The following is a 20,888-nucleotide window of genomic DNA, read 5'->3' on the forward strand; positions in this document are numbered from 1 at the left end:
AAGCGAAACCGTTAAGCGTCGGGCAGCGTTCTCGAGACGTACTCGAGGCGCCGGACGTAGGGGGCGAAGCGTTCGCTTTGCTGCGGTAAGCATACCCCGATACGCGCTTCGAGCGGGCCGGTTTCGATCAAGACCCGCCGGGAAAGCGCCCGATAAAGGCGCTCGCGAACCAGGAGCGCGCCGCTTTCGCTGGTATCTGGTAATACCAGCCAAAAGCTTGCGCTGCCGGCCCGGCCCAGCAGATCGTGATCGCGGCATCGGCTATTGACCTCGCTACAGAACGCCCCGAGCAGCGCTTTTTTGGTGCGTACGCCAAATTGCTCCTCGGCCATGTCCAACTGAGGCAGGTGAAGCACCAGCACGGCGAGGCGTTTGTCGAGCAGTAGCGCGCGCTGAAACTCGTTGCCCAGGCGCTCCTTCAAAGTGTCGATATGGTAGGCGTTGCACTCGCTGTCGTTGGGGTCGGACGCCTTTAACAGGGCGTGGCGCCTGGCGAGCTCCCAGGGGGGCAGCGCGAACAGCAAAACGAGGGCGAGATATTCGAAGGGAAACGAAAAAAACACGCCGCCGGCGGACGGGAGCAGCCACCAAAGCGGTATATAAAGCAGGTTGAGAGCCATCGCACTCCAGTGGGGCAAAAGCACGAACGCGGCGGCGATGGGCAGGCCAAGCCACAGCATGGAGTGCGTGAGCCCGAAATAGAGCGCCGAGGAGACGCTGATATAGGCACTTATAAGCAAAATGGCCCGGGGGCCGTAGGGCGAAAAGGCCTGGCCGTAGTGGAGCAGCAGCGCGGCCAGAAGCAACAGCGTCACGAACATCGGTACGACCAGCTCGCGATAGTAACCCATGGCATAAAGCCACGCGGTATAAAGCGCAGTGATCAAAAGGCAGATCACATAGGTCAGTGTCATGAGCGCCTTGGGGTGTAAGCACCGCATCATGCGCTGGTCTCCTCGAAGGCAGAGTGTTGACTGAGCGAGCGTTGGCTGAGCGAGTCAAGCGTTACGGTGGTGATGTCCAGCTGATCGAGCGGCAGATGATGGTAGATCACACTACTGGAGAGCGCCCTGCAAAGCCCGTGGCGGCGCCTGGCGCCCGCGTCGCGGTCGTGGCACAAGAGCAGCACCGCAAGGCACGAGCTGCTCAAATGGTAGACGTTTTCGAAACCGTGGATGAGTTCGCAAAGCCGCTGGGCCGACGACCATAGCTTTTTGCGTTTGACGTGAATGATCAACACTTCGGCATAAATGTTCTCGCGCTCGGCGCGAATCTGCTCGCGGTTCAGGTCCTTCAAAAGCTGCTCGCCTGCCCACAGATTTAACCCGGGGATCAGGCGCAGCCGCTGGCGTATGGTGCCGTTGACGTTGATCAGCCAACGGCTTTGAGCAAACGCCAGAAGCGAGAGCCCGCAAAGCGCTAAAAGCAGCATCACGGCCTGGGGGCTGGGCGTGCTTGGCGCAATCAGCAGCCAGCTAATCAGCGCGCCGGCCACATTGCCAAACGTCCTGCGACGGCTTTGCGGCAACATGAAAAGCGCCGCCCATACCCAAATGAGCATGCTGTGGCGCTCCGGGGCGGCGGCAATCAGGCATAACAGCAGCCCACTGGTGAAAAGCTGCCAGTAAACGTCGCGAGAGCGGCGAAGGGTGAAATCCAAAAGCAGCGCGGTTAACGCAAGCCAGAGCGCGCTTGCCCAAAGCGCGGTGGCGGCCATCACCGGGGCGTTTACGCTCCAGCAGGCAAGCGCCGCGGCGGCCAGCAGCAAGTTGATTCTCAAAAAGTGTATCTTGTACTTGTTTTCCATAAAGGCTAACTATTGACCGATTTGAGAATATATCTTCGCGCGGTGATAAGCGGCGTTTAAAACGCATTATAACGTTTAGTTTATCTATTGGGGGGTGTTAATGTTAACGGATGTGGCGGTCGCCCTATTGTGGTGCCCTTTAACGACCCGGTCACCTTATAACGAGCCGTCATCTTCATAATATTGATGCCTGTGGACACTACCCGGAGGGAGCATGAGCGTTGCCAGCGCCGACCAACATAACGACTTGCCCACGTTAGCCACAAGCGACGTGCCCGCCTATATGCAACACGTCGGACAAAATGCCCGGGCTGCAGCAAGAGTGCTGCGTAGCGCCGATACCGGTATCAAGCAGCGCGCCCTTGGCGCGATTGCAAGCGAACTCGATAACGCCCGCGATGTGCTGATCGAAGCCAATGCCGAGGACCTGGCGCGCGGGCGTCAAAACGGGCTGGAGCCGGCGCTGCTGGACCGGCTGGCGCTGGACGAGGCGCGTATCGACGCCATGATCGAAGGACTCGACCAGGTGGCTGCTTTGCCCGACCCGGTGGGGGAGATCAGCGCGATGAACTACCGGCCAAGCGGCATTCAGGTCGGCAAGATGCGTGTGCCGCTCGGTGTGATCGGGATCATTTATGAGTCTCGCCCCAACGTGACCATCGAGGCGGCGAGCCTGTGTTTGAAATCCGGTAACGCCTGCATTCTGCGCGGCGGCTCCGAGGCCCACGCTTCCAATAGCGCGCTCAACGCCTGTATTCAGGCGGGGCTTGCAAGCGTCGGCTTGCCCTTGAACGCGGTGCAGGTGGTGGCGACCACCGACCGCGCCGCGGTGGGCGAACTGATCAGCATGCCTGAGTTCGTCGACGTGATCATTCCGCGTGGCGGGAAATCGTTGATCGCACGGATCTCGGCGGAAGCGAAGGTGCCGGTCATCAAGCACCTCGACGGCGTTTGTCACGTCTACATCGATGCCACCGCCGACCCCGCCAAGGCGCTGGCCATCGCGGTCAATGCCAAGACCCAGCGTTATGGAACCTGCAATACCATGGAGACGCTGCTGGTCGACGCCGCGGTGGCCGATATTTTACTGCCAGAACTTGCCCGCGCGTTTTCCGAGCACCAGGTCGAGCTACGCGGCTGTGAACGCACCCGCGCACTGCTGCCCCAGGCGCTCGAAGCTCAACCGTCGGATTGGGAGGCCGAGTATCTCGCGCCGATTTTGGCCATCAAGGTGGTGGACGGCGTCGACGAGGCCATCGCCCATATCGAGCGCTATAGCTCGCAGCACACCGATGCGATCGTGACCGAGGACTATACGCTTGCCCGGCGCTTCATGGCCGAGGTGGACTCGAGCTCCGTGGTGGTGAACGCCTCGACCCGCTTCGCCGATGGCTTCGAGTACGGCTTGGGCGCCGAGATCGGTATTTCCACCGACAAGCTTCACGCCCGCGGCCCGGTGGGTCTTGAAGGCCTGACGACGCAGAAATATATCGTGTTGGGCGAGGGTCAGGTTCGCCAATGAGCCAGGCAGTGCTCAAGGTGGCCATGCTGGGTGGCACCTTCGATCCGGTGCATGTCGGTCATCTGCGAAGCGCGGTGGAAGTGCGCGAGGCGCTGACACTTGACCGACTCCACATGATTGCCGCGCCCCGGCCGCCGCTTCGCGACACCCCCCAGGTCACTGCCGAAGAGCGCTTTGCACTGCTCGAGGCCGGGGTCGGCGATACACCCGGTTTAATCGCCGACGACCGAGAGCTCAAGCGGGATGGGCCGTCTTACAGCGTCGATACCCTCAAAGAGCTGCGCCAGGAGTACGGCCCCCAGGCGCGGCTGGTCATGGTGATCGGCTACGATACCTTCCTGCGCCTGGCCGAGTGGCAAAACCCCGAAGCGCTTTTTGAACTGGCCCATCTGGCGGTGATCGCGCGGCCGGGCTATCAAGCGCGATGGCCCGCGCCGCTCACGGAACTGGTGAGTCATCGCGAAGTCGATACGGTGGCAAGCCTTATGGCCCACCCCCAGGGGCGGTTTCTATCGCTTAGCCTGGAGTCGCGCATGGCAGTATCGGCCACGGCCATTCGCGCGCGCCTGAGTGAGGGGAAAAGCGTGCGCTACCTGCTGCCCGAGGCCGTTGAAGCACGTATTTTTGCCCGCGGGCTCTATCAAAGTCGCTAATAGCGCTGGTAGTCGGTAAAGAAGCCGTTACAATGGCCCGCTATTTAGTGACCATCACATGAGGTTGTTTAGGGAGTCATGCAAATCGATACACTGAAAAACCTGGCGATTGAAGCGCTAGAAGAGCTCAAGGCCCGCGATATTACGCAACTCGATGTGTCGCAGTTGACCCAGGTCACCGACCTGATGCTGATTGCCAGCGGTACCTCGACACGCCACGTATCGGCGCTTGCCCAAAACGTCGTCGAAAAAGCCAAGGCCGAGGGTTTGAAGCCCCAGGGCGTAGAAGGCGGCGATAACGCCGACTGGGTACTGGTCGACTTGGGCGATGTGCTGGTGCATGTCATGTTGCCCGAGGCGCGCGCGCTTTACGACCTGGAGCGGCTCTGGGCGGATCTACCCAGCGACAGCGATGATATGATCAACGAAACGCTGCAAAAGTCCGATCAGCGCATCACGATGTCGTGATGACGAGCCTCGATTCATGAAGGTAAGGCTTCTGGCGGTCGGCACGAAAATGCCTGGCTGGGTGGAAGAGGGCGTGGACACTTACCGTAAGCGTCTGCCGCGCGAGTTTGCCCTCGAGGTCGAAGAAATTGCGCTTGGGGCCCGGGGCAAGAATGCCGATATCGCCAAGGCGCGAGCACTCGAAGGCCAGCGCATCCGCGAAAAGTTGCGTGGCGATGAGCTAATCGTCGCCCTCGAAGTGAACGGCAAGCGTATTACCACCGAGCAGCTGGCCCGGGAAGTGGGCGAGTGGCGCATGGACGGGCGGGACATCGTCCTGCTGGTCGGCGGCCCGGATGGTTTGGAACCCTCGGTTTCCGCGCTGGCGCACAAAACCTGGTCGCTTTCCGGGCTTACGCTGCCGCACCCGCTGGTGCGGGTTCTGCTCGCCGAGCAGCTCTATCGGGCGTGGACGCTGTTTATCGGTCACCCTTACCACCGCTAGGCGCATCGCTGGCCGCTCGCCAGGATCGCCCCGCGCCAGATCCAGGAACAGTCTGTTGCTATGCGCAAGCGCCGAGACACGCTAAAAAACGCCGAGCAGGAGCTACGTATTTTCCGGGTACGAGCGCTTCTAGCGATCGTGTTCGTCATGATTCTGACCGGACTTTTGACCAGCCGGCTCGCCTATTTGCAAATCACCCAGCACGAGCTTTACACCACGCGCTCGGAAAAAAACCGCGTGCGGGTCGAGCCGCTGCCGCCCAACCGCGGGCTGATCTTCGATCGCAACGGTGTGCTGCTGGCGGAAAATCGGCCCACCTATAATCTGACGCTGGTGCGCGAGCGGGTGGACGACCTGGACGAGACGCTGGCGCTTCTGGTGGATCTGCTGGCGCTGCCCGAAGAAGAGATCGAGGCGTTCAACGTGCGCTCCCGCCAGCGCCAGAGGCCCTTCCAACCGGCGCTCTTGATGAGCGATCTCAGCGAAAACCAGATCGCCCGACTGGCCGTCAACCGCCACCGCCTGCCCGGGGTCGAGGTCGAGGCGCAGCTTTTGCGCTACTACCCCGATGCCGAGATCATGTCCCACGCCTTGGGCTACGTGGGGCGGATCAACGCAGAAGAACTCAAAAAGCTCGATACCGGGCGCTACGCCGGCACCCACTTCATTGGTAAAACCGGGGTGGAGCGCTTCTACGAAGAGGAGCTTCACGGCGAGGCGGGCTTTCGCAAGGTCGAAACCAACGCCCGGGGCCGGGTGCTCAGAGAACTCGGCCGTACCGACCCGGTGCCAGGCCAGAACGTAACGCTGACCCTGGACAAGGGGCTACAAACGCTTGCCCACGAACTCATGGATGGCCGGCGCGGCTCGATCGTCGCCATCATGCCCGGTACCGGTGAAATTCTGGCCATGGTGTCGACGCCGGGGTTCGACTCCAACCAGTTCGTGACCGGTATCGATGTCGCCTCTTACCGGGCGCTTCAGGACGATATCGACCTGCCGCTTTTCAATCGCGCCATTCGGGGTCATTACCCGGCGGGCTCCACGGTCAAGCCGTTTTTGGCGCTTGCCGGGCTCGTCACAGGCTCCATTACGCCGGACACCACGATCAACGATCCGGGTTATTATCAGTTGCCCAACGACTCGCGGCGTTACCGTAACTGGCTGCGCTGGGGCCATGGGCGGGTGAATATGGAGCGTGCGCTTGCGGTCTCCAATAATACCTATTTCTACTCGCTGGCCCACGATATGGGCATCGACAATATTCACGAGCAGATGAGCAACTTCGGCTTCGGCCAGCGCGTTGCTCACGACGTTCAGGGTGAAAGCACCGGTCTTTTGCCCTCCAGGGATTGGAAGCGTGCTCGCTTCAATCAGCCCTGGTACCCGGGGGAGACGTTATCCGTCGGCATCGGTCAGGGCTACTGGCAAATTACTCCGCTGCAGCTTGCCAGCGCCACGGCGACGCTTGCCAACCGGGGCCACTGGGTCAAGCCGCACTTGGCCCGCACGATTGGTGGCGAGCCGCTGGCCATGCCGCTACCGAATACCCTCGAGGATATCCAGCTGGACAACGACGGCTGGTGGGACCGGGTATTCAGCGGCATGGAAAAAGTACTTAGCGGCAGCGAAGGCACCGCGCGGCGCACCGGCGTGGGGCTCGAGTACCGCATGGGCGGAAAATCCGGGACCGCCCAGGTATTCTCGCTAGGCCAGGACCAGCGCTATAACGCCGATGAGCTCGAAGAGCGGCTGCGTGACCACGCGCTCTTCATGGCTTTTGCACCGATCGACGACCCGCAAATCGCCGTCTCGGTGATCGTCGAAAACGCGGGCGGCGGCAGTACCCACGCCGCTCACCTGGCCCGTGCCATGACCGACGCCTGGCTCTTGCGCGACGAAGCTCCGGAGGTGGAAGAGGTGCTCGATGAGATGGAAGACGAAAGTGCCAACGTGGAGGGCAACTGATGACGGCCTGGCCGCTGCCGCGCAGTTTCCGCCGTCACCCGGTCCGCCCGCCGGATAGCGGTATCGCGCGGCGCAAGAGTATCTGGGAGCGGCTGCACATCGACCCCTGGCTTTTGGGTATGCTGCTGCTGCTGATGGCGGGAGGCCTGCTGGTGCTGTATAGCGCCTCGGGCCAGCGTATCGAGGTCGTCATCGGCCAGGCGTCGCGCTTTGGGGTGGCGCTGGTGGGGATGTTCATTCTCGCCCAGCTAAGCCCGTCCACGTTTTTGCGTTGGGCGCCACTAGCGTACGGCATTGGGCTTGCCATGCTGCTGGCGGTGGAGATTGCCGGCGATATCGGCATGGGCGCCAAGCGCTGGCTGGAAATTCCCGGGGTCATTCGCTTTCAACCATCGGAAATGATGAAGCTGGCCGTACCGCTGATGGTGGCCACCTATTTGAACCGCTGTCAGCTGCCGCCACGGATTCGCGATATCGCGGTGTGCGCAGTGATCATCGGCGTGCCGGTAGTGCTGACCGCTATTCAACCCGATCTGGGTACTTCGCTCTTGATTGCCAGCGCCGCCGTTTTGGTGGTGCTGCTGGCCGGCCTCTCCTGGCGGCTGATTGCCTTCATCGCCGCGCTTGCCGGGGCGGCGCTGCCGCTTTTATGGATGAACATGCACAACTACCAGCGCCAGCGCGTGCTGACCTTTCTGGACCCGGACAGCGACCCGCTGGGTTCGGGCTGGAATATCATCCAATCCACCACGGCGATCGGCAGCGGCGGCGTATGGGGCAAGGGTTGGCTCGAAGGGACCCAGTCACAGCTCGAGTTTTTGCCCGAGCGGCACACCGATTTCATCATTGCGGTGCTGGGCGAGGAGTTCGGGCTGGTCGGCATGCTGGTGCTGCTCGCGCTCTACACCCTGATCATCAGCCGTGGTTTGTGGCTGGCGGCCGGCTCCCAGGACACGTTCGGCCGACTGTTTGCCGGCAGCATCATTCTTACATTTTTCATCTACGTGTTCGTCAACGTAGGGATGGTCAGCGGCATTTTGCCCGTGGTGGGTGTCCCGCTGCCGCTGGTCAGCTACGGAGGTACGTCGAGCGTGACCTTGCTGGCCGGCTTCGGTATTCTCATGTCGATACACGCCCACCGGCGGCTGCTGTCGCGCTAGACTCGCGGCGCGATTCGTTTACAAAGGAGTGGTGGTAATGGGCAGGACCCGAAACAGCGTCAGTGGCTTTGTGTTGATGATGGCCCTTGCCGGCCTTAACCCGGCGCTGGCAAGCGAGGGCCACAGCGCCTTCGCCCCGGACGAACACCCCGAGACCCGGCAGTTGCTCGAAGAGCTTAGTGCCCAGGGCATCCCCGAGGCCTGGCTGCGTGAAGCCTTCGACACGGCCGAGTACCGCCAGAGCGTGCTGGATGCGATGGAAGGCGCCGCAGAGCGCCGCCTGCGTTGGTTCGAGTACCGCGATATTTTCATTAGTGACGAGCGTATCGCCCAGGGCGCCGAATTCATAAAGACTCATCAGGATGCCTTCGAGCGCGCCGAGCAAACCTATGGGGTGCCTGCGGAAATCATCGCAGCGATCATCGGCGTGGAAACCTATTACGGGCGCTATAAAGGCGATCACCGCGTGCTGGATTCGCTGGCCACACTCGCCTTTCATCACCCCACGCGCGGCGCGTTCTTTCGCGGCGAGCTGGCCGCCTTTTTGGATATCGCCTATGAGCAGCAGGTCGCCCCGGAGAGCGTTTATGGCTCCTATGCCGGCGCAATGGGGTATCCGCAGTTCATTCCCACCAGCTACGATGCCTACGCGGTCGACTTCGATGGTGATGGCCGCCGTGATTTATGGGAAAATCCCGTCGATGCGATTGGCAGCGTCGCCCACTATTTCGCCGAGCACCGCTGGCAGCCGGGTGCGCCGGTCTACCACGAAGCCCAGGCAAGCGGCGATGCGCTGGACACGCTTACGTTCAACCAGACCAGCACCCCGGTAACCACCGCCGCCGAGGCCGCCGAGGCCGGGCTAGTGCCCGCCGATACCGAGCTCGAGGCGTCCCGCGATGTAGTGCCGTTAAAACTCGAGCTCGCCAATGGCGATACCCGGTACGGCCTTGGCGAATACAATTTTTATGTCATTACCCGCTACAACCATAGCCACCTCTACGCGATGGCGGTGGTGGAGCTTGCAGAGGCCATTGCGCACACGCTTGAGGGGCAAGGATGAGGTCATTGTTTAAGAAGCCGCGCCTGGTCGGAGGCATCACCCTGTTGGCGCTATTGACCGGCTGCGCTAGCCAAAGCGCGCCGCCGGCGGTCAATCCCGATCATCCGCCTCGAGAAGCCGCGCCGGCCCCCGCAAGCCAGGCGTCCAGTTCGAGCGCTGCACAAAGCGGCGAGCGCTACGCCATGACCGGGGATGCCTACCCGCTCGAGCCACCGGATGTCAGCGAAGTGCCCGACGCCCAGCCACGTATCGAGGAGCCGTCCCGGGCGGGGAACCGTTCGACCTACGAGGTGTGGGGCGAGACCTACAACGTGCTGCCAAGCGCTTCAGGCTATGCCAAGCAGGGCAACGCCTCCTGGTACGGTGAGAAATTTCACGGCTACGCGACCTCCAACGGGGAAATTTACGACATGTATAAAATGTCGGCGGCGCACCGTTCGCTGCCGCTGCCGACGTTTGCGCGCGTCACCAGTTTGAATAGCGGCGAGTCGGTCATCGTGCGCGTCAACGACCGTGGCCCTTTCCACAGTGACCGCGAGATCGATCTTTCCTACGCGGCGGCGGCGCGGCTGGGTATTCTGGATAACGGGACCGGCCCGGTGCGCGTCGAGGCGATCGACCCGCAGCAGTGGCTGGCCAGCCGTGGCGGTGCTTCCGCCCCCGCTAAGTCAGCCGCTCCCGCAAAGGCGCCGCCGCGCGCCCAGTCAGCGCCTCAGCCCCAATCGCAGCCTCAACCTCCGTCTCCTCAGCCAGCGCCCGCAGCGGCGCCCCAGGGTGGCGGCGAAGAGATCTTTTTGCAGATCGCCGCGCTAGGCAGCGAAGAGAGCGCCCGCGCGCTTCAACAGCGCCTGGGCGATGAGCTTTTGCACTCGGTGCGCGTGCAAAGCGATGCGGGCGTGTATCGGGTGCAGGTCGGCCCCATGTCACCTGGCCAGGAGCAGCAGGCTCGCTCAGCGCTTGGTCAGGCGGGCTTCCCGCAGGTGTTTGTTGTGAGATAATCGGATTAACCTGGTTTTAACGTTTTTTGACGCTCTTTATGCAAGTGAGAAGTGAGTAATGACTATTTTTAATGCGTTTCGCCGTACCGCCCGGCTCTGTTTGTTTGCAACGGTGACCGCAGTGGCGTTGCCTGCCACGGCCCAGGTAATTCCTCAACCGCAAACCATCATTCCTGCCGCCCCACAGCTGGCGGCCAGCTCATGGATTTTGATGGATGCCAATAGCGGACGCATACTCGTCGAGCACAACGCCGACGAGCGTTTGCCGCCGGCCAGTATTACCAAGCTGATGACCGCTTATCTGGTCGAGCGCGAGCTGGATCGCGGCACTATCAGCATGGAGGATATGGTCAACATCAGCGAGAACGCCTGGCGTACCGGCGGCTCCAAGATGTTTATCGAAGTCGGCGACCGGGTCTCCGTCAACGACCTGCTCCACGGTATCATCATCGTGTCGGGTAACGATGCAAGCGTTGCCATGGCCGAGCACCTGGCCGGCGGGGAGGCGCCGTTCGCGGACCTGATGAATCAGCACGCCGACCGTCTGGGTATGGTCAACACCCATTTCGAAAACGCCACGGGCCTACCCCACGAGAATCACTACTCCTCGGCGCACGATTTGGCACGGCTTTCGCAGCACATCATCAACGACTACCCCGAGCACTACGAGATCTATTCTCAGCGTAATTTTGCCTTCGGTGGCATCGATCAGCCCAACCGTAACCGGCTTCTCTGGCGCGACCCGACCGTGGATGGCCTGAAAACCGGCTGGACGACCGAGGCGGGTTACTGCCTGGTGTCGTCGGCCAGGCGCGACGACATGCGCTTGATTTCGGTGGTCATGGGCACCAACTCCGAAGAAGCCCGCGCCCAGGAAACCCAGAAACTGCTGAGCTACGGTTTCCGCTTTTACGAAACCATGAAGCTCTACGAGCGCGGCGCGGTGCTGGCCACTCCGCGCGTATGGGGTGGCGAAGCCAACGAGCTACGCGTTGGCGTGAGCGACGAGGTCTTCATGACGTTGCCGCGTAACCGTAACGAAGAGCTGCGTGCGCGTCTCAACCTGCATCAGGACCTGCAGGCGCCGATCGCCGTGGGCGACGAAGTCGGCACCCTCGAGGTTTATCTGGGTGAAGATATGATGGGCGAGCGCCAGCTGACCGCCCTCGAAGCCGTCGAAGAGGGTGGGCTGTTCAAGCGTCTATTCGACCAGGTACGGCGCTTTTTCAGCGGCTTGATCGCAAGCTTCACCGACTGATCGAATCGTCTAAAATGAATTTCATGCGCGCGCCTGGCCTTGCCCGGCGCGCGTCCTCTATTGGGTAAACAAGGTTGTACTATGAAAAAGGATGCGAATAACGGGTTTCGCGATTTAAGAATGCCCAGCGCCAGCGAGCCCCCCAAAATTACTTTTCCCTGTGACTACCCCATCAAGGTGGTGGGCGACGCCGCGGACGACTTCGCGGCGAGCGTGTGTCAAATTCTGGTGAAGTACGATCCCGCCTTTGATGCCACCGCCATTAAAGTGGTGCCTAGCCGCAATGGCCGCTTCCAGTCGGTACGTTTGACGTTTCAGGCCACCGGCGAGCAACAGTTGGCAACGCTTTTCGAAGAGCTCAAGGCGACCGGCCGCGTACATATGGTCGTTTAATGGCAGGCGAGCCTATCGAGTTCTACGCCCTGGGAAGGCAGCCCTACACTCCCGTATGGCAGGCCATGCGCCACCTGACCGATACCCGCGATGAACACACCGCGGATCAGTTTTGGTGGGTCGAGCACGACCCGGTGTTTACCCAGGGCCAGGCGGGCAAGCCCGAGCACCTGTTGATGCCAGGCGACATCCCGGTGGTGCAAACCGATCGCGGCGGGCAGGTGACCTACCATGGCCCGGGTCAAGTCGTGCTTTACCCGCTTTTGGACGTGCGCCGGGCGAAGATCGGCGTGCGCGAGCTGGTCAGCGCGCTGGAAAACGCGGTGATCGCGGTGCTGGGGGAGTACGGCGTGAGCGCCCGCGCCCGCCCGGATGCGCCGGGTGTCTACGTACCAACGCCGATGGGTGAGGCCAAGATTGCCTCCCTGGGGCTGCGTATCCGCCGTGGGGCGAGTTATCACGGCGTTGCGTTAAACGTCAGCGCCGATCTCGCCCCGTTTGCGCGTATCAACCCTTGCGGCTATGAGGGCATGGCCGTTACCCGGCTTGCCGATCTTGTGAAGCTCCAGGCGCCTGAGGCAGTGGGCGAGCAGCTCGCTCGGGCGTTGGCTTGCGAGCTCGGGCGTACGTTGGGGCCTGCCCAGCGCAAAACGTTTTAGCGCGGCGCTTGCCAGTCGGCGCCAAAAAAAGCGCCTGACCGTTACCGGTCAGGCGCTTTTTTCGTGGGTTGGCGTTAAAGGGCGGGGCTTTAGCCGACGTTCAGGGCAGGGATGCGGTTTTCATCCTCCTGCTGGCCGGGCACCGCAGCCGGCGAGGCCAGGCCCAGATTGTTCTTCTCGAATACCTTGTCGGCGCGATAGCTAGAGCGTACCAGCGGCCCGGAAGGCACTTCCATAAAGCCTTTTTCCAGCCCCAGCACGCGGTAGCGGTCGAACTCTTCCGGGGTGACCCAGCGCTCGACGGGCAGGTGGTTTTTCGTTGGGCGCAGGTACTGGCCCAGCGTCACGATATCCACCCCGATTTCGCGCAGGTCATCGAAGGTCTGCAGAATCTCTTCCTCGGTTTCGCCAAGACCCAGCATCAGGCTCGTCTTGGTGATCACCTCTGGGCGGTGCTTTTTGGCATGGGCCAGCACGTCGAGGGTTTTACGGTAGCCCGCCCGGGGGTCGCGCACCCGCGAGGTCAGCCGCTCGACGGTTTCCACGTTCTGGGCGAAGACCTCGAGCCCTGAATCGACGACGCGCTCGATTGCCGCGGGTTCGGCGTCGAAATCCGGCGTCAGCGCTTCGACCACCACCTCGGGTGTACGCGCCTTGATGGCCTGAATGCAGCTGGCGTAGTGGCCAGCGCCGCCATCGTCGAGATCGTCACGGTCGACCGACGTCAGCACGATATAGCGAAGCGCCATCAGCTCGACGGACTTGGCGGTGTTTTCGGGTTCTTCCTTGTCGAGCCAGCCCTGGGGGTTGCCGGTATCCACCGCGCAGAAACGACACGCCCGGGTGCATACCGAGCCCATCAGCATGATCGTGGCGGTTCCGTTGCTCCAGCATTCGCCCATGTTGGGGCAGTGAGACTCCGCGCATACCGTACTCAAGCGGTGCTCAGCGACGTTTTTCTTGACGGCTTCGAAGCGCTCGCCGGCGGGGATCTGCGCGCGCAGCCACTTGGGCTTGCGCTCGAGCGAAGGCGCCTGGGGCTCTTCCTTTCGCTGCTTCATGCCGTCCTTGATCGCCGAGGTGCCGTGCTCGTTACGATATTTTTCGCCGCTGGACACACGCTGTGTGGGGGTGTTGCTCATAAAAAAGAGCCTCTCTACTGTGCAACGGGCTACATCAAAAAGTGCGTTAGGAAAAGTGCGAGGTGCCCGGCGGGTGGGCCCGCGGTGCTTCTCCGATAGGCACTCTTTAAAATGCGGTCTCTACGCGCTAGATACGACGTAGGTAGTACCCTTTAATGTAACATATTTAGCAAAGTGCAAAATAGCACGATAGCCCTCAGGCGACCCGCTCAAGGGGGAGTGGTGAGCGGCAGGCAAGCGACATCGTGGCCGGGTAGCGCGGTAGCCGGGGCCTGGAAGTAGCGGCGGTACTCTTTCAAGCGCTCCTTGGTGAAACGCAAGAAGAGCTCGGCCACCGGCGACAGGAACTGCTCCCGGCGGTGGACGGCACACCACGCCCGGCGGATCGGAAAAGCGGGGAGTTCCAGACTTGCAAGTAACTGATGCTCGAGCTCGAGCTGCACCGCCAGGCGCGGCAGTACCGCCACGCCCAGGCGCGCCATGACGCCCTGTTTGATCGCCTCGTTGGAACCCAGCTCGATACGATGGGCAAGGCCCACTTCCTGGCTTGCGGCCAGTTGCTCGAAGGCGTTGCGCACGCCGGAGCCTGGTTCGCGCATCAATATGTAGTGGCGGGCAAAGTCGCCAAGGGTCGGCGCTTGCATGGTCAAAAGCGAGTGGCCGGGCCACACCACCGGGATCAGCTCGTTTTCGAGCAGCGGGGTCACCGAAAGGCCGTCGTTGTCGGGCACCATGGCCATGATCACCAGGTCGTCGCGCTGCTCGGCCAGCCGCTCCAGCGCCTGACTGCGGTTACACACTTTCAAGCGCACCGTCACCTCCGGATACTGGGCGCGAAAGCGGGCGAGCAGGTAAGGCACCACGTACTGGGCCGACGAGACGGCGGCCAGATTGAGCTCGCCTTTGATAGCGCCGTTCAAGTCGGAAAGATTCATCGAGAGCTTCGAAAGCTGGCCGATGATTTCGCGGGCGGATACCGCCAGCGTGTCGGCGGCGGGCAGCGCATAAAGCGTTTTGCCGGCGTACTTGAAAAGCGGCTCGTCCACGGCTTGTTCGAGCTGGCGGATCTGTGCGCTCACGGCGGGCTGAGTCAAACCGAGTTGCTCGGCGGCGCGGGAGTAGGAGCGCTTTTGGTAGACCGCTTGAAAGACCTGGAGCTGGCGGAACGTCAGGCGGTTGAGAAGGCTCTTGGGTGTCATGTAAGCCTCTCAATGCATCGGTTCGAGCCGCCGGGCGGGCGGCTTGATGAAAAATGGCAAGATCCTGCGCGGGACCCTTGAGGCGATGCTACCACCGATGCACGGGCGGCGTCTTTATCGACGGCTTTGCGGGTTTGGTCTAGACTATATTGCATTGCAGCATCATGATGTGTGTATGGATGAGCGTCTTGCATCGATCCATCAGGAGAATCCATGAATTTTCTCGCTAATCCCTTGCTCTCGGGCCGCTGGTTGAACGGCGCCTCCGAGTCCCGCCAAAGCGCCTCCGCCTTCCCGGGCCAGGAGGCGCTGGTCAGCATGATGGACCCCTTCGGTTTTGGCCGTGCCGCCGCCAGTTACTGGCGCGACAGCGTCGAGCGCAACATTCTCTACTGGGATGTCATGCGCGAGCGAGGCAACCAATACCTCGAGCACATGGAGCAGACCAAGCCCAACGTGCTGGGGTTCAAAACCGAGGTGCTGGTGGATGGTCGCACCCTGGCCCATCCCACCAACTACGAGCTTCTGCGGGTATTACCGCCGGAAGGCAGCCAGGTCGACCCCAAAAAACGTCCGTTCGTGGTGGTCGACCCGCGTGCCGGCCACGGCCCCGGTATTGGTGGTTTCAAGCCCGATAGCGAGCTAGGGGTAGCACTCAAGGCGGGTCATCCCTGCTATTTCATCGGCTTTTTGCCCTACCCCGAGCCTGGCCAAACCGTCGAAGACGTGGTCGAAGCGGAAGTTGCTTTTTTGCGCCATGTGATTTCGCTGCATCCGGATATCACCGAAAAACCCATGGTGGTGGGCAACTGCCAAGCGGGTTGGCAGTTGATGATGGCGGCCGCCCTGGAGCCGGACGTGTTTGGGCCGATTCTGGTCGCCGGCGCGCCGCTTTCCTACTGGGCCGGCGAGCGCGGCAAGGCGCCCATGCGCTATACCGGCGGCATGGCGGGCGGCAGTTGGGTGACCGCGCTGACCAGCGACCTGGGCAATGGCCAGTTCGATGGTGCTTGGCTTGTGCAAAATTTCGAGCGTCTGAACCCGGCCAACACCTACTGGAAAAAGCAGTATCATCTTTACGCCAACGTGGATACCGAGTCCACGCGCTATCTGGAGTTCGAGCGTTGGTGGGGCGGCCACGTGGTACTGGGCGGCGACGAAATACAGTACATCGTCGATAATCTGTTCGTCGGCAACCGCCTGTCTACCGCGCAGTTGGTGACCCGCGACGGTCGGCGGATCGACCTTCGCAACCTGCGCTCGCCGGTCGTGGTGTTCTGTTCCCGCGGCGACGATATTACTCCACCGCCTCAGGCGCTGGGGTGGATACGCGATCTTTACGAGGACACGGACGATATCGTCGCCAACGAGCAGACGATCATGTACTGCATGCATGATACTACCGGCCACCTGGGGATTTTTGTCTCCGGCAGCGTTTCGCGCAAGGAGCACTCCGAGTTCACGGCGAACATGGACTATATCGATGTCATGCCGCCCGGGCTTTACGAGACGACGATCACGCATGCCAGCGAGCGCAAGGATGCCGAGCTGATAGAGCGCGATTACCTGCTCGAGTTCACGCCGCGCAACTTCGAAGAGCTCGACAAGGAAGTGCAGCACCGCCCCGAGGATGACCGGCGCTTTGCGGCCGTCGCGCGGGTTTCCGAGATCAACCTGGGCTTTTATCGGCTTTGCCTGCAGCCGTTCATTCGCGCGGCGGTGACGCCGGAATCGGCGCGCTTCATGCGTAAAATGCATCCGATTCGCTTGGGGTACCGGCTCATGTCGGATCGCAACCCGATGACGGTGTGGCTGCCCAAAATGGCCGACGCAGTGCGCCAGAATCGCGCCGAGGTCAGCGAGGACAATATCTTCAAGACCTTCGAGTCGTTCGCCTCGAATCAAATTGTCGATAGCCTGAATACCTTCCGCGATATTCGCGATGGCGCCACCGAAAAAATGTTCATGGCCTTCTACGGCCAGCCCCAGCTTCAAGCGGCGGTTGGGCTTCATGGCGATGCCCACGTGCACCGCCGCCGGCCGGGGGCCGAACCCGAGCATCTTCGCTACATCGAAAGCCGTAAGGCGGCGCTTCGCGAGAAGATCGTCGAAGGCGGCCCGCTGGAAGCCACCATTCGCTCGGTCATCTACGTGCTGGGCGGCGCACCGGCCTCGGATGAGCGTAACTTCAAACGCCTGCGCGCCTCCCGCGCCGAGCTCGAATCGCAAACGACGCTTTGCGAGTTCAAGCGCTTGGTGCGCGAGCAGTTCTTCATTTTAAAGCTCGACCGCGAGCAGGCGCTCGACTCGCTCCCGGGCCTTCTGGAAGGTGAGAGCAACGCAGCGCTTGATGAGCACATCCAGCACATGACCCAGGTATTCGCCGCCAGCGGCGAGCTAAGCGAGCAGGGCGCAAAACGCTTTGACCAGATCAAGGCGCTTTTCGACAAAGCGCGGCGCAGCGAAGAGGTCGCCCCTGCGCAGAGCGCGCCCCCGGCCGTCGAAAGCACCGATGAAGAAAAGCCGAGCGCCCAGGCAAGTTTTGATCAGCCAGGCAGTGCTAGTGAAGCGACGTCGGAAAACGCAAATCCGGCCAGTGCAAGTGGCGCTAACGCTAAAAGCGGTGCGGCAAAACGTACCTCGGGCGCGCGCGGCAAGCCGCGTAACAAACGCTAACGCCAAACTTCGATATAGCCTTTTTGACGTTGTCGTTATCACGCCCCCGGCCTGGCCAGGGGCGTTTTTTTGTCCCGGCAGCGGGTGTTTTCGGGCCGAGCGGGTGATCGGGTCGTGGGTTATTTCATCGCAAAATTTGCAAACGCCGCGCTACACCCCTATTTAGTAAAGTGCGCTTGCTTGTTACAGAGCCACTGGCGCTTGAGAAAGGGCTGGGGTAGGGTAGGCGCATTTTTCACACCGCCACCACGTTTTCAAACGCGGTACGTATTCAGAGCTGGTCTTGAGAGCTGGTCTTGAGAGCTTAAGCAACAGGAAGTGGAGCACTATGGGCAAGTCACTGGTCATCGTCGAGTCGCCTGCCAAAGCGAAGACGATCAATAAGTATCTCGGCGACGATTTCATCGTCAAGTCGAGCGTGGGCCATATACGTGACCTGCCGACCAGCGGCTCGGGTAAGGCCGCCTCGGATCCCAAGGAGCGCGCGCGCCAGGCCGCGGCGACCCGCAAACTCTCGCCGGACGAGAAAGCGGTTTATAAAAAGCGTAAGGCGCACGACCAGCTTATTCGGCGCATGGGAATCGACCCGGACAACGGTTGGGCGGCGCAGTACGAAGTGCTGCCGGGTAAGGAAAAAGTCGTTGCCGAGCTCAAAAAGCTCGCCGAGAAGGCCGACGCCGTTTACCTTGCGACGGATTTGGACCGCGAAGGGGAGGCGATTGCCTGGCACCTGCGCGAGACCATCGGCGGTGACGATGCCCGCTATAAGCGCGTGGTGTTCAACGAGATCACCAAAAACGCCATTCAGGACGCCTTCAAGGCGCCGGGGGCGCTGAATATCCCTCGCGTGGAAGCGCAGCAGGCGCGGCGTTTTCTCGACCGGGTGGTGGGCTTTATGCTTTCACCGCTGCTGTGGGCGAAAATCGCCCGCGGGCTTTCCGCCGGACGGGTGCAGTCCGTGGCGGTGCGTCTGATCGTCGAGCGCGAGCGCGATATCCGGGCGTTCATTCCCGAAGAGTTTTGGGACGTTCACGCCGACCTGGTCTCCCCGGACGGCGAGGCGGTGCGCTTTGCGCTTGCCCGTCAGGACGGCCAGGCGTTTCGCCCCACCTCGGAAGACGAAACGCTGTCGCGGATCGCGGCGCTGCGCGATGCATCGCTTTCGATCACCAACCGCGAAGACAAACCGACCAGCTCCAAGCCTTCGGCGCCGTTCATTACCTCTACGCTGCAGCAGGCGGCGAGCGGCCGGCTGGGCTTTTCGGTGAAAAAGACCATGACCATGGCCCAGCGTCTTTATGAAGCGGGCTATATCACCTACATGCGTACCGACTCCACCAACCTCTCGAAGGATGCGGTCGAGAGCGCCCGCGACTATATCTCGAGTGAATTCGGTAAGGCGTACCTGCCAGAGGCGCCGGTGCGCTATTCGAGCAAGGAGAGCGCTCAGGAGGCCCACGAGGCGATCCGCCCGTCCAGCGTCGAGCGTAAAGCGAGCGACCTGGCCGGTATGGAGCGCGACGCCGAGCGCCTTTACGAGCTTATCTGGCGCCAGTTTTTGGCCTGCCAAATGGTACCCGCGGAGTATCTCTCTAGTACGCTGAGCGTCGAGGTGGGCGGCTATGACCTGCGCGCCAAAGGGCGGGTGCTGAAGTTCGACGGTTATACCCGGGTCATCAAACCCGCCGGCAAGAACGACGATCAGAGCCTGCCGGACCTGCCCGTCGGCACCGCGATGAACCTCGAGCAGCTCGATCCGCAGCAGCACTTCACCAAGCCGCCGGCCCGCTATACCGAGGCGAGCCTGGTCAAGGAGCTCGAGAAGCAGGGCATCGGGCGCCCCTCGACCTACGCGGCGATCATCTCGACCATTCAGGATCGCGGCTACGTCAAACTCGAAAGCCGGCGCTTCTACGCCGAGAAGCTCGGCGACATCGTCACCGAGCGTCTCAAAGAGTCGTTCCCGGATTTGATGGACTATTCCTTCACCGCTCGGATGGAGGATAGCCTGGACGAAGTCGCCGATGGCGAGCGCAACTGGCAGGCGCTACTGGATAGCTTCTACGGCGAATTTCGCGAAGAACTTGGCAAGGCCGAAAGCGACGAGGGCATGCGCCCCAACCAGCCCGTGCCGACCAATATCGAATGCCCGGCCTGCGGGCGTGACATGCAGATTCGTACCGCCTCGACCGGGGTGTTTTTGGGCTGCAGCGGCTACAACCTGCCGCCCAAGGAGCGCTGCAAGACGACCATCGACCTGATCCCCGGCGACGAGGTGGTCGCCGACGACGCCGGCGAAGAGGCGGAGACCGACGCGCTGCGTGCCAAGCGCCGCTGCGACAAGTGCGGTACGGCGATGGACAGTTACCTGATCGATGAGACGCGCAAGCTGCATATCTGCGGCGAAAGCCCGGACTGCACCGGCTTTGCGGTCGAGCAAGGCAAGTTCAAGATCAAGGGCTACGAAGGTCCGGTCATCGAGTGCGACAAGTGCGGCAGTGAGATGCAGCTCAAGTCCGGGCGCTTCGGCAAGTACTTCGGCTGTACCAACAGCGACTGCAGCAACACCCGCAAGCTTTTGAAAAGTGGCGAGGTGGCGCCGCCGAAAATGGACCCGATCCCGATGCCGGAGCTCGCCTGCCAAAAGGTGGAGGACCACTACGTGCTGCGCGATGGGGCGAGCGGGCTGTTTTTAGCCGCCAGCAAGTTCCCCAAAAACCGCGAAACGCGCCCGCCTCTGGTCAAAGAGCTAAAAGCGCACAAGGATGAGCTGCCGGAGAAGTACCACTTCATTCTCAAGGCGCCAAGCGAAGACCCGGATGGCCGTCCCGCGCAGATCCGTTACTCGCGCAAAAATAAAGAGCAGTACGTCATGACCGACGAAGGCGGTAAGGCGACCGGCTGGAAGGCGACATTCGAGGCCGGCAAGTGGCACGTGGAGGACAAGCGCAAGTGAGTGCCCGCACCCGCACCAATCAGCTCCTTTACCAGACCGAGCTTTTGATCGAGACGCCGGTAGCGGCGGGGGAGCAGGCCATTGTCCGTCAGATGGCCATCGAAGAGGGCGCGCTTGCCCTGTTCGAGCTCGCCCTGAATTCCTTTCTGGCCGAGGTGACCGAGCACGCGCGTTTGGATACGCGCCGTTGGCAGACGCTGCTGGCCGCCGACGGACCCCAGGTCGCCGAGCTGACCCGGCTTCGCGATTTGGCGGCCCAGCCCGATAGCTGGCTTCACTGGCTGATCAGCCAGCTCATGAAGCTCCAAAGCGACGAGGGCGCCGCCAGGCGCCCGGTAAGCAACCCGTCGATGATCGCCCTCGATGGGGAAGTATCGCTTGCGCGCGCACTGCATGCCAATGTACAGGCGGCCAAACGGGAAATGGCCGGGCTGCGCGAAACCAGCCAGGAGTGGTAGCGTCTTAAGATACCCATAACGGGA

The 20,888-nt window shown here is 61.7% G+C and carries 18 protein-coding genes; 14 read left to right on the plus strand and 4 right to left on the minus strand.

The features are described from left to right. Positions 1-11 precede the first annotated feature (11 nt). A complete protein-coding gene (locus ACWHRL_RS06940; protein ID WP_447528504.1) occupies positions 12-944 on the minus strand; it encodes a diguanylate cyclase domain-containing protein in 933 nt (310 codons plus the stop codon). Continuing rightward, entirely contained in the window at positions 941-1,807 is an 867-nt protein-coding gene (locus tag ACWHRL_RS06945; protein WP_447895787.1) for a hypothetical protein, read from the minus strand. Before ACWHRL_RS06945 ends, ACWHRL_RS06940 begins: the two co-directional genes overlap by 4 nt. A gap of 214 nt (positions 1,808-2,021) precedes the next feature. On the opposite strand from ACWHRL_RS06945, the gene ACWHRL_RS06950 reads away from it, so the two are divergent. From ACWHRL_RS06950 to lipB, 11 genes are all read left to right on the plus strand, one after another. Next, positions 2,022-3,329 carry a glutamate-5-semialdehyde dehydrogenase gene (locus tag ACWHRL_RS06950; RefSeq protein ID WP_447895788.1) on the plus strand — a complete coding sequence of 436 codons (1,308 nt, stop codon included), beginning with the start codon at positions 2,022-2,024 and terminating at the stop codon, positions 3,327-3,329. After that, a complete protein-coding gene (gene nadD, locus ACWHRL_RS06955) occupies positions 3,326-3,982 on the plus strand; it encodes a nicotinate-nucleotide adenylyltransferase (RefSeq protein ID WP_447895789.1) in 657 nt (218 codons plus the stop codon). The genes ACWHRL_RS06950 and nadD overlap by 4 nt, the downstream gene beginning before the upstream one ends. Positions 3,983-4,060: 78 nt before the next feature. Beyond that, positions 4,061-4,450, plus strand: a complete 390-nt coding sequence (gene rsfS / locus ACWHRL_RS06960; RefSeq protein WP_447895790.1) for a ribosome silencing factor — start codon at positions 4,061-4,063, stop codon at positions 4,448-4,450. A gap of 16 nt (positions 4,451-4,466) precedes the next feature. Then, on the plus strand, positions 4,467-4,934 hold the full coding sequence (gene rlmH / locus ACWHRL_RS06965) for a 23S rRNA (pseudouridine(1915)-N(3))-methyltransferase RlmH (RefSeq protein WP_447528509.1): 468 nt from the start codon (positions 4,467-4,469) through the stop codon (positions 4,932-4,934). 60 nt (positions 4,935-4,994) lie between these two features. Beyond that, positions 4,995-6,902: a penicillin-binding protein 2 gene (mrdA, locus tag ACWHRL_RS06970; RefSeq protein ID WP_447895791.1), complete on the plus strand. Its 1,908-nt coding sequence runs from the start codon at positions 4,995-4,997 to the stop codon at positions 6,900-6,902. Beyond that, positions 6,902-8,062: a rod shape-determining protein RodA gene (rodA, locus tag ACWHRL_RS06975; RefSeq protein ID WP_447528511.1), complete on the plus strand. Its 1,161-nt coding sequence runs from the start codon at positions 6,902-6,904 to the stop codon at positions 8,060-8,062. Before mrdA ends, rodA begins: the two co-directional genes overlap by 1 nt. Positions 8,063-8,099: 37 nt before the next feature. Further along, positions 8,100-9,125: a lytic murein transglycosylase B gene (gene mltB, locus ACWHRL_RS06980; RefSeq protein ID WP_447895792.1), complete on the plus strand. Its 1,026-nt coding sequence runs from the start codon at positions 8,100-8,102 to the stop codon at positions 9,123-9,125. Further along, complete coding sequence (locus ACWHRL_RS06985; protein WP_447895793.1) at positions 9,122-10,123, plus strand: septal ring lytic transglycosylase RlpA family protein; 1,002 nt, start codon at positions 9,122-9,124, stop codon at positions 10,121-10,123. The genes mltB and ACWHRL_RS06985 overlap by 4 nt, the downstream gene beginning before the upstream one ends. A 58-nt stretch (positions 10,124-10,181) precedes the next feature. After that, entirely contained in the window at positions 10,182-11,381 is a 1,200-nt protein-coding gene (locus tag ACWHRL_RS06990; protein ID WP_447528514.1) for a D-alanyl-D-alanine carboxypeptidase family protein, read from the plus strand. 81 nt (positions 11,382-11,462) lie between these two features. Next, complete coding sequence (locus ACWHRL_RS06995; protein WP_447528515.1) at positions 11,463-11,774, plus strand: YbeD family protein; 312 nt, start codon at positions 11,463-11,465, stop codon at positions 11,772-11,774. Beyond that, entirely contained in the window at positions 11,774-12,433 is a 660-nt protein-coding gene (gene lipB, locus ACWHRL_RS07000) for a lipoyl(octanoyl) transferase LipB (RefSeq protein ID WP_447895794.1), read from the plus strand. Before ACWHRL_RS06995 ends, lipB begins: the two co-directional genes overlap by 1 nt. An 89-nt stretch (positions 12,434-12,522) precedes the next feature. Here the strand turns inward: lipB and lipA are convergent, their stop codons facing one another. Both lipA and ACWHRL_RS07010 read right to left on the minus strand, forming a co-directional pair. Beyond that, positions 12,523-13,575 (minus strand): lipoyl synthase, encoded by a 1,053-nt coding sequence (gene lipA, locus ACWHRL_RS07005; RefSeq protein WP_447528517.1) that lies wholly within the window; start codon positions 13,573-13,575, stop codon positions 12,523-12,525. Between the two features lie 209 nt (positions 13,576-13,784). Next, positions 13,785-14,774, minus strand: coding sequence for a LysR family transcriptional regulator (locus ACWHRL_RS07010; protein WP_447895795.1), 990 nt, complete (start codon positions 14,772-14,774; stop codon positions 13,785-13,787). A 213-nt stretch (positions 14,775-14,987) separates the two neighbouring features. On the opposite strand from ACWHRL_RS07010, the gene ACWHRL_RS07015 reads away from it, so the two are divergent. The 3 genes from ACWHRL_RS07015 (at position 14,988) to ACWHRL_RS07025 (ending at position 20,864) form a co-directional block, all read left to right on the plus strand. Continuing rightward, positions 14,988-17,450: a DUF3141 domain-containing protein gene (locus ACWHRL_RS07015; protein WP_447895796.1), complete on the plus strand. Its 2,463-nt coding sequence runs from the start codon at positions 14,988-14,990 to the stop codon at positions 17,448-17,450. Between the two features lie 328 nt (positions 17,451-17,778). Then, a complete protein-coding gene (topA, locus tag ACWHRL_RS07020) occupies positions 17,779-20,406 on the plus strand; it encodes a type I DNA topoisomerase (RefSeq protein WP_447895798.1) in 2,628 nt (875 codons plus the stop codon). Beyond that, positions 20,403-20,864 carry a DUF6586 family protein gene (locus ACWHRL_RS07025; protein ID WP_447895799.1) on the plus strand — a complete coding sequence of 154 codons (462 nt, stop codon included), beginning with the start codon at positions 20,403-20,405 and terminating at the stop codon, positions 20,862-20,864. The genes topA and ACWHRL_RS07025 overlap by 4 nt, the downstream gene beginning before the upstream one ends. Positions 20,865-20,888 lie beyond the last annotated feature (24 nt).

Source organism: Vreelandella sp. GE22 (assembly GCF_968212445.1).

Bases quoted from the DNA above. Each gene is read 5' to 3' on its own strand.
- ACWHRL_RS06940 (WP_447528504.1), bottom strand. From the start codon at position 944: ATGATGCGGTGCTTACACCCCAAGGCGCTCATGACACTGACCTATGTG.
- ACWHRL_RS06945 (WP_447895787.1), bottom strand. From the start codon at position 1,807: ATGGAAAACAAGTACAAGATACACTTTTTGAGAATCAACTTGCTGCTG.
- ACWHRL_RS06950 (WP_447895788.1), top strand. From the start codon at position 2,022: ATGAGCGTTGCCAGCGCCGACCAACATAACGACTTGCCCACGTTAGCC.
- nadD (WP_447895789.1), top strand. From the start codon at position 3,326: ATGAGCCAGGCAGTGCTCAAGGTGGCCATGCTGGGTGGCACCTTCGAT.
- rsfS (WP_447895790.1), top strand. From the start codon at position 4,061: ATGCAAATCGATACACTGAAAAACCTGGCGATTGAAGCGCTAGAAGAG.
- rlmH (WP_447528509.1), top strand. From the start codon at position 4,467: ATGAAGGTAAGGCTTCTGGCGGTCGGCACGAAAATGCCTGGCTGGGTG.
- mrdA (WP_447895791.1), top strand. From the start codon at position 4,995: ATGCGCAAGCGCCGAGACACGCTAAAAAACGCCGAGCAGGAGCTACGT.
- rodA (WP_447528511.1), top strand. From the start codon at position 6,902: ATGACGGCCTGGCCGCTGCCGCGCAGTTTCCGCCGTCACCCGGTCCGC.
- mltB (WP_447895792.1), top strand. From the start codon at position 8,100: ATGGGCAGGACCCGAAACAGCGTCAGTGGCTTTGTGTTGATGATGGCC.
- ACWHRL_RS06985 (WP_447895793.1), top strand. From the start codon at position 9,122: ATGAGGTCATTGTTTAAGAAGCCGCGCCTGGTCGGAGGCATCACCCTG.
- ACWHRL_RS06990 (WP_447528514.1), top strand. From the start codon at position 10,182: ATGACTATTTTTAATGCGTTTCGCCGTACCGCCCGGCTCTGTTTGTTT.
- ACWHRL_RS06995 (WP_447528515.1), top strand. From the start codon at position 11,463: ATGAAAAAGGATGCGAATAACGGGTTTCGCGATTTAAGAATGCCCAGC.
- lipB (WP_447895794.1), top strand. From the start codon at position 11,774: ATGGCAGGCGAGCCTATCGAGTTCTACGCCCTGGGAAGGCAGCCCTAC.
- lipA (WP_447528517.1), bottom strand. From the start codon at position 13,575: ATGAGCAACACCCCCACACAGCGTGTGTCCAGCGGCGAAAAATATCGT.
- ACWHRL_RS07010 (WP_447895795.1), bottom strand. From the start codon at position 14,774: ATGACACCCAAGAGCCTTCTCAACCGCCTGACGTTCCGCCAGCTCCAG.
- ACWHRL_RS07015 (WP_447895796.1), top strand. From the start codon at position 14,988: ATGAATTTTCTCGCTAATCCCTTGCTCTCGGGCCGCTGGTTGAACGGC.
- topA (WP_447895798.1), top strand. From the start codon at position 17,779: ATGGGCAAGTCACTGGTCATCGTCGAGTCGCCTGCCAAAGCGAAGACG.